Raw genomic sequence first — 6,000 nt, forward strand, 5'->3', positions numbered from 1 at the left:
TTAATAATGCGCTGCTGCATATTATTTTTGGCTTAGAATTATGCTATTCATTTTAAAGCAATTAATGGCTATGCCCTTGCGGTAGGTTAATCATTGCAATGCCTATGGCCACCAATGCCATTCCTAACCAAGTGGATAGTTCTAAATGCTGTTTATATACAAGGGTAGATAGTAGCGTAACGGTAACAATAGCTAACCCTGCCCACATCGCATGCACAATACCTACAGGCATGCCTTTCATTGCTTGGCCTAAAAAAACAAACGCAGCCAAATGGCCCAATAACACCACTATGCTGGGCAGTAACCTAGTAAAGCCATCTGTTTGTTTTAATGCCACATGCGACATTGCTTCTGCAATAACACCTAAAAATAAAAATACCCAACTCATATTTTTTCCTATTTATTTTGCGAGCTGTTGTATTAATGTCGATAACGTTATATCGACGATTTAACTTATTCACAGCATGTTTGTGTTGATGGCTGCTATTATATTTGTTTCTGTAAAAATGATAATATGCTATTTTTGAAATTAACTTGTACATATAGGTAACAATCATGCAGTGGGAAGGTATTAGTGAATTTGTACACGTTGCTGAAAATGCCAGCTTTACGCAAGCCTCAAAAAAAATGGCAATATCTACAGCGCAAGTAAGCAGGCAAATTAGTGCGCTCGAAAACCGGCTGAATGTGAAGCTGTTTTATCGTACTACGCGCAAAGTGTCGTTAACTGAAGAAGGCCGAGTGTTTTATCAGCATTGCCGCAGTGTGCTTGATGGCTTAGATGCTGCAGAGCGGGCTATAACTAATTTACAAACAACGCCCCAAGGTAAAATAAAGCTTACGGCTTCGGTAACTTATGGAGAGCAGCAAGTACTGCCTTTGGTTTCTGACTTTATGCTGCAATATAGTGAGGTCGCGGTTTCTGCTTACTTGAGTAATCAACAAATTGACTTAGTTGAAGGCGGATACGATTTAGCTATACGTATTGGTAAGCTGGCCGACTCGTCAATGATGGCAAAAAAACTCGGAACCAGAACCAGTTATGTGTGCGCATCGCCAGAATATCTGGAAAAACACGGCATACCACATGCAATTTCTGAACTGAGTAAACATAGTTGCCTACTAGGCACGCTTGATTATTGGCACTTTATGGAATCGGGAAAAGAAAAAAACATTCGCGTTGCCGGTAAGCTAAGATACAACAGTGGCTATAGCCTAGCGGATGCAGCATTAAAAGGATTAGGAATAGTACAACTGCCCGATTACTACGTGCAAAATCACCTGCAAAGTGGTGAACTAATTACCTTATTAGATAGCTATCGGGTGCCTGATGAAGGCATTTGGGCCATATACCCTCATAATCGTCACTTATCGCCAAAAATAAGGTTATTGGTCGACTATTTAGCAAAGCATCTTAGTTAGTATTTACGTATTTGAATAATATTAATCTCGAATTTAACTGTGAGGTTAATATTATTACTTCAACTAAGTACACGCTCACATTTTACTTTTCACTTTGTTAGTTGCAATACTGGTTGCAGGGCTATCGGGCCAAAAATGCTTGGGGTAACGCCCTTTCATTTCTTTTTGTACATCGCGATAACTGGTATTCCAAAAGTGCGCTAAATCTTGAGTAAGTTGCAACGAGCGTTTCCCCGGCGACAATAACTCCATCAGCAGTGGCAATTTCCCCTGCGCCAACAACGGCGTGCTGGTCATACCGTATACTTCTTGCATACGTACACTGAGCTTTGCAGGGCCTTCAAGCTGATATTCAATCCTAATATTAGAGCCGCTCGCTACCGTTAAACGCAGTGGCAGTAAGCTTTTTAAGGCACTTTGTTGTTGCCAGTCAAAACAATTTTGTAATGCCTCAAAGTAGTTAAACTTTTTAAGCTGCTCCAGGGTTTTAATATCTTGTAAAAATACACCTAGCCACTGCGGTGCCGTTTGAATAAGTTGTTGCTCGTTAATTTTCGGAAACTTTTCGCTCATTAGCTTACTTGCTAAGCTCATTCTAATTAATAGTTGCTCAGCGTCTTTTTGTTCATTAAACAGTGCAAAGCCATGTTTAGTAAATAAATTTAACCATGCTTTGGCGCGCTCACTTTTATCGAGTTTTTGCGCACTTGGCTGGCTAGTAAGGGTAATAGCGCCCAGTTTCACTTCGTCTTGATGGGTAAAGCGTGCGGTTTTTTCATCAAACTCACAGCGAGTTTGCATGCTAAATAAATGCGGCAAATAGGCTTGCAGCTCAAATGGGCTAAGTGATGTGGCACTAAAAATACGCCCGCCTTTGTGCCCGCCCATAGTGGCAATTGCAAGGTAGTCGTCGTTATGCCAGTAATCGCGGTTTAACTCAGCGCCTGCACCATTGGCAAGTAAGTAACCATTGCCACGCTTTTTCGCGATTCGATCGGGGTAAGCAAGCGCCACCAGCAAGCTTAAGTGCTCGGTATTTAAATCGCCATTTGACTCCTTTACTTTTAAGCGAGTTTGCCAATATTTTAATTGCTGCTTGAATACCGGATGTGGCCGTTGTTGTTGGCTATGCAGCGCTAAGCTTAGCTCATTAGCAGTATTAACTCGGCTTTCAAGTAATGCCACCAAATAAATAGCGAGTCGATAAATACCGGGGAGTGCTTGCTCTAATGCCTGCGCTTTTAATAGCATATGCGCCAAACGAATATCAGCGCCAAAGCCTAACATTTTACTGCCAAGCGGTGTGAGCTTGCCTTTGCTGTCTATGGCTTCAAGCATGCTAAGTAAGTTACTTGCCTGTATGCCTTGCTGCTCAGTAGGCTTATCAAGCAAGGTTAGCTCCTCAATGCTTGCCCCCCACTGCTTAGCTTCTAGCATTAGTTGGCTTATGTCTGATGTGAGTATTTCGGGATTGTCGTGACTATTACGGCGCTCAAAAGTTTGCTTAGAGCCAAGCCTATAAACCACACCTGGCTCTATTCGCCCTGCACGCCCTGCACGCTGCACTGCCGATGAGCGCGATATGCTTTGTGTTGTGAGTTCAGTAACACCGGTTTTTAAATTAAAGGTCGCGGCGCGGCGTTTACCGCTATCAATCACAATCCTTATGCCTTCAATGGTTAAGCTAGTTTCGGCCACATTGGTAGTAAGTACCACCTTGCGCATCCCTTCAGGCGCAGGAGCAATAGCTGCTTGCTGGTTGGCTTTATCTTGCTCGCCAAATAGCGTTGCCACTATACAATTGTTTGGTAAGTCAGTGAGTGCTTGTTGTACCCTGAGTATTTCGTGCTGCCCTGGTAAAAACACCAACGCGCTGCCTGTTTGCTCACTCAGTGCTTGTTTTATTATAGTGGGGATTGCATCAAGCCAGCGGCTTTCATCTTTTATGGGTATATATACTTCATCTATTGGATAGCTGCGCCCATTTGATTGAATTACAGGGCAAGCAAAAAACTCAGTGTAGCGCTGGGTATCAAGGGTTGCCGACATCAACATTATGGTTAAATCTTCGCGCAGCGCACTTTGGGTCTCTAACGCAAATGCCAATGAAGTATCGGCTGCAATAGAGCGCTCATGAAACTCATCAAATATCAGTAAATCGACATCGCTAAGCTCAGGATCGTTTTGCAGCATACGAGTAAGCATGCCTTCGGTAACTATTTCAAGGCGCGTATTAACACTTACTTTGCTCTCACCTCTTATACGCAGGCCAACACTTTGGCCAACACTCTCGTTTTGACACTTTGCCAAGTAACTAGCAATATTACGCGCAGCTAAACGACGCGGCTCTAGCATTACAATACGTTTAAAGTGCCCATCACGCATAAGTTGCAGCGGCAACCAAGTAGACTTACCTGCACCCGGCGGCGCTTGCAGTAGCGTAATTGGGTTGCTTTGTAATGTTATTACGAGTTGTTGATATATGTTTTGAACCGGCAGCACAGCTATTTACCCTAAATTGCTTTACCGGCATTGTAACAAAAAACCGCAGCGTGACTGCGGTTGATGTTTAATAATTAATACTCTTTTACAAGCAACTAAGCTCAATAAGTTGCCCATTAGTTGCCCACTTTCTACCTATTAACTCTCTACTAGCTACCCGATACCATTCTAATGCGCTCTGCGGGTACGCGTAATTGCTGCATTAAATACACTTTAAACGACTCTGCATATGGCTGATCATCTACAGCTTTTTGCATGCATAATAGCCAAGCTTCACTTTCGGCAACCCCTACCGTTAAATGTTTATGCGCCTGTGGAATATTAATGCTACCAAAATGCTCCGCGTACAGCTTAGGGCCGCCCATCCAACCTGACAAAAAGTAAGCTAACTTTTTACGCGACTGCGACAAGTCTTTACTGTGCATATCTCTTATGTGCTTAGCCTCTTTTAACTGTTGCATATAATCATAAAATGCATCAACCAGCTGGGTAATACCTACTAACCCCCCCGCCATTTTGTAAGAGCAATCTCCTACGCCATATTCACACACTTTAGTATCCATAACTCACTCATACCGTCTGTTTTATCGCAACATAATAACTTAAAACCTATATTGGATAAGCAATTATTACAAACTGCTATGTATATTTTGTATGCATTTAAAGAAGGACCACATAATTACACCCACCTTTTAGCCTTACTCTATTTATGATTGATATTAAGCTACTGATATTAATTACAAAAAATATTTATACTTTTTTTTGGTATACGACTTGCTACTTTATAGTTGACTGTTAATTTCACTAATCTAAAGTAAGGAGCTACTTATGAACAGCGATCGTATCAAAGGTAATTGGAAAGAACTTAAAGGTAAAGCGCAACGTAAATGGGGCGAAATAACCGACGATGATTTAGATAAAATTGAAGGTAGCCGCAAAGAGTTAGTTGGCAAAATTCAACAGCAATACGGTAAGTCGAAAGAAGAAGCCGAACGCGAAGTTGATGAATTTGAAAAAGACCATTCATTTTAGCTATTAGCTACTTAAAAATAACCGCCATTGTTGAGGGCGTTCAGAATTCTGTGTCAGCTTAAATTGCTAAATATCTAGCACACCATCTAACCTACCTTCGAAGTGGATGGCCAATTGCGACAATGTCAGATTCCAGTTATGGATTGGCATTGTCCATTTCTTTGAGGCATTTAATATGCCTGTAACACATAACTATAACGACCATTTTTAAACGTATAATTATGATTGCCACCACTGCCTTCAAATGTAATATCGCCATTTAGTAAAACCATATCAGGCTTGTCGCTTGGCTTTTTATCAATACCCCATACTGCATAACGAAAATTATGATCGCCTAAATCATCAACACGAATATGGTAGTTAGCTGTTTTCCAATCAAGTACTGGCTTTTCAAAAGTATTGATACTTGCATGCAAAGATTGCTTACCTTGTTCAATTAAGCTTTTAGCCAGTACCTGCTCTTTTACATTTTGGGTATTTACAGCAATAATTTTACCGTCGGTATCTACCCACATAACGCCGTTATTTAGCATAATGCCGCGCCAACCTACACAATCCCAATCGGTATCAATGTTTGAACTGGCAATAACTGCGGTGAGCTCATCATTAAATACTTCATCAAAGCGGTTAATAAGCTCAGTCTCATCTTTAATGTCAGGTATAGGATATAGAAACATAGAATGACACCCACCCTAATAATTAATCCCTTTGGTGTTTATCTAAATAAACATTGCTGAGCTTAAAATCCCCTTAGCTTTGACAATCTCTCTGCTTATTAAAATAATATTCAAATAACACTGTTTTTATTCATTTTTAGGCATGCGAAATACTGTGCTTTCACAGTGAGAGGGAATTACGGAGAGTTTTTGAAGTGAAATTTTAAGCCAGTAGCTTTTCGCAGTTACTAACGTTGGTGCGCCGCTTTCTATTTAGGTGTTCGCAGTATCCTTCGTGTGACGCTGGGCGACCTACTGCACCATGAAATACGCGACTAAATTGTGTGGTGAGTTTTAGCCAGTTTTCGGGGGTAATGTTTACTCTTTG

At 41.2% G+C, this 6,000-nt stretch carries 5 protein-coding genes and 2 pseudogenes; 2 read left to right on the forward strand and 5 right to left on the reverse strand.

What is annotated here, in order from left to right; genetic code table 11:
* Positions 1 to 61 precede the first annotated feature (61 nt).
* On the reverse strand, positions 62 to 388 hold the full coding sequence (locus J5X91_RS15530; RefSeq protein WP_208835189.1) for a multidrug efflux SMR transporter: 327 nt from the start codon (positions 386 to 388) through the stop codon (positions 62 to 64).
* A 167-nt stretch (positions 389 to 555) separates the two neighbouring features.
* Between J5X91_RS15530 and J5X91_RS15535 the strand changes: the two genes are divergently transcribed.
* On the forward strand, positions 556 to 1,422 hold the full coding sequence (locus J5X91_RS15535) for a LysR family transcriptional regulator (RefSeq protein ID WP_011328872.1): 867 nt from the start codon (positions 556 to 558) through the stop codon (positions 1,420 to 1,422).
* A gap of 75 nt (positions 1,423 to 1,497) precedes the next feature.
* Here the strand turns inward: J5X91_RS15535 and hrpB are convergent, their stop codons facing one another.
* Both hrpB and J5X91_RS15545 read right to left on the reverse strand, forming a co-directional pair.
* On the reverse strand, positions 1,498 to 3,924 hold the full coding sequence (gene hrpB, locus J5X91_RS15540) for an ATP-dependent helicase HrpB (protein WP_208835190.1): 2,427 nt from the start codon (positions 3,922 to 3,924) through the stop codon (positions 1,498 to 1,500).
* Positions 3,925 to 4,073: 149 nt separating this feature from the next.
* Positions 4,074 to 4,487 (reverse strand): group II truncated hemoglobin, encoded by a 414-nt coding sequence (locus J5X91_RS15545; protein WP_192532891.1) that lies wholly within the window; start codon positions 4,485 to 4,487, stop codon positions 4,074 to 4,076.
* A 265-nt stretch (positions 4,488 to 4,752) separates the two neighbouring features.
* Between J5X91_RS15545 and J5X91_RS15550 the strand changes: the two genes are divergently transcribed.
* A complete protein-coding gene (locus J5X91_RS15550) occupies positions 4,753 to 4,956 on the forward strand; it encodes a CsbD family protein (protein ID WP_182684398.1) in 204 nt (67 codons plus the stop codon).
* A 170-nt stretch (positions 4,957 to 5,126) separates the two neighbouring features.
* Here the strand turns inward: J5X91_RS15550 and J5X91_RS15555 are convergent.
* A pseudogene (locus J5X91_RS15555) lies at positions 5,127 to 5,624 on the reverse strand (hypothetical protein); the annotation flags it as partial.
* A gap of 211 nt (positions 5,625 to 5,835) precedes the next feature.
* Positions 5,836 to 6,000 (reverse strand): annotated as a pseudogene (locus J5X91_RS18145) (transposase); the annotation flags it as partial.

Source organism: Pseudoalteromonas sp. K222D, from assembly GCF_017653575.1.
In the GTDB taxonomy this organism is placed as follows: Bacteria; Pseudomonadota; Gammaproteobacteria; order Enterobacterales; family Alteromonadaceae; genus Pseudoalteromonas; species Pseudoalteromonas nigrifaciens.

What these genes read in the sequence shown, in the direction of transcription:
- J5X91_RS15535 (WP_011328872.1), top strand. Translation starts at nt 556, where the DNA reads ATGCAGTGGGAAGGTATTAGTGAATTTGTACACGTTGCTGAAAATGCC.
- J5X91_RS15545 (WP_192532891.1), bottom strand. Translation starts at nt 4,487, where the DNA reads ATGGATACTAAAGTGTGTGAATATGGCGTAGGAGATTGCTCTTACAAA.
- J5X91_RS15550 (WP_182684398.1), top strand. Translation starts at nt 4,753, where the DNA reads ATGAACAGCGATCGTATCAAAGGTAATTGGAAAGAACTTAAAGGTAAA.
- J5X91_RS15530 (WP_208835189.1), bottom strand. Translation starts at nt 388, where the DNA reads ATGAGTTGGGTATTTTTATTTTTAGGTGTTATTGCAGAAGCAATGTCG.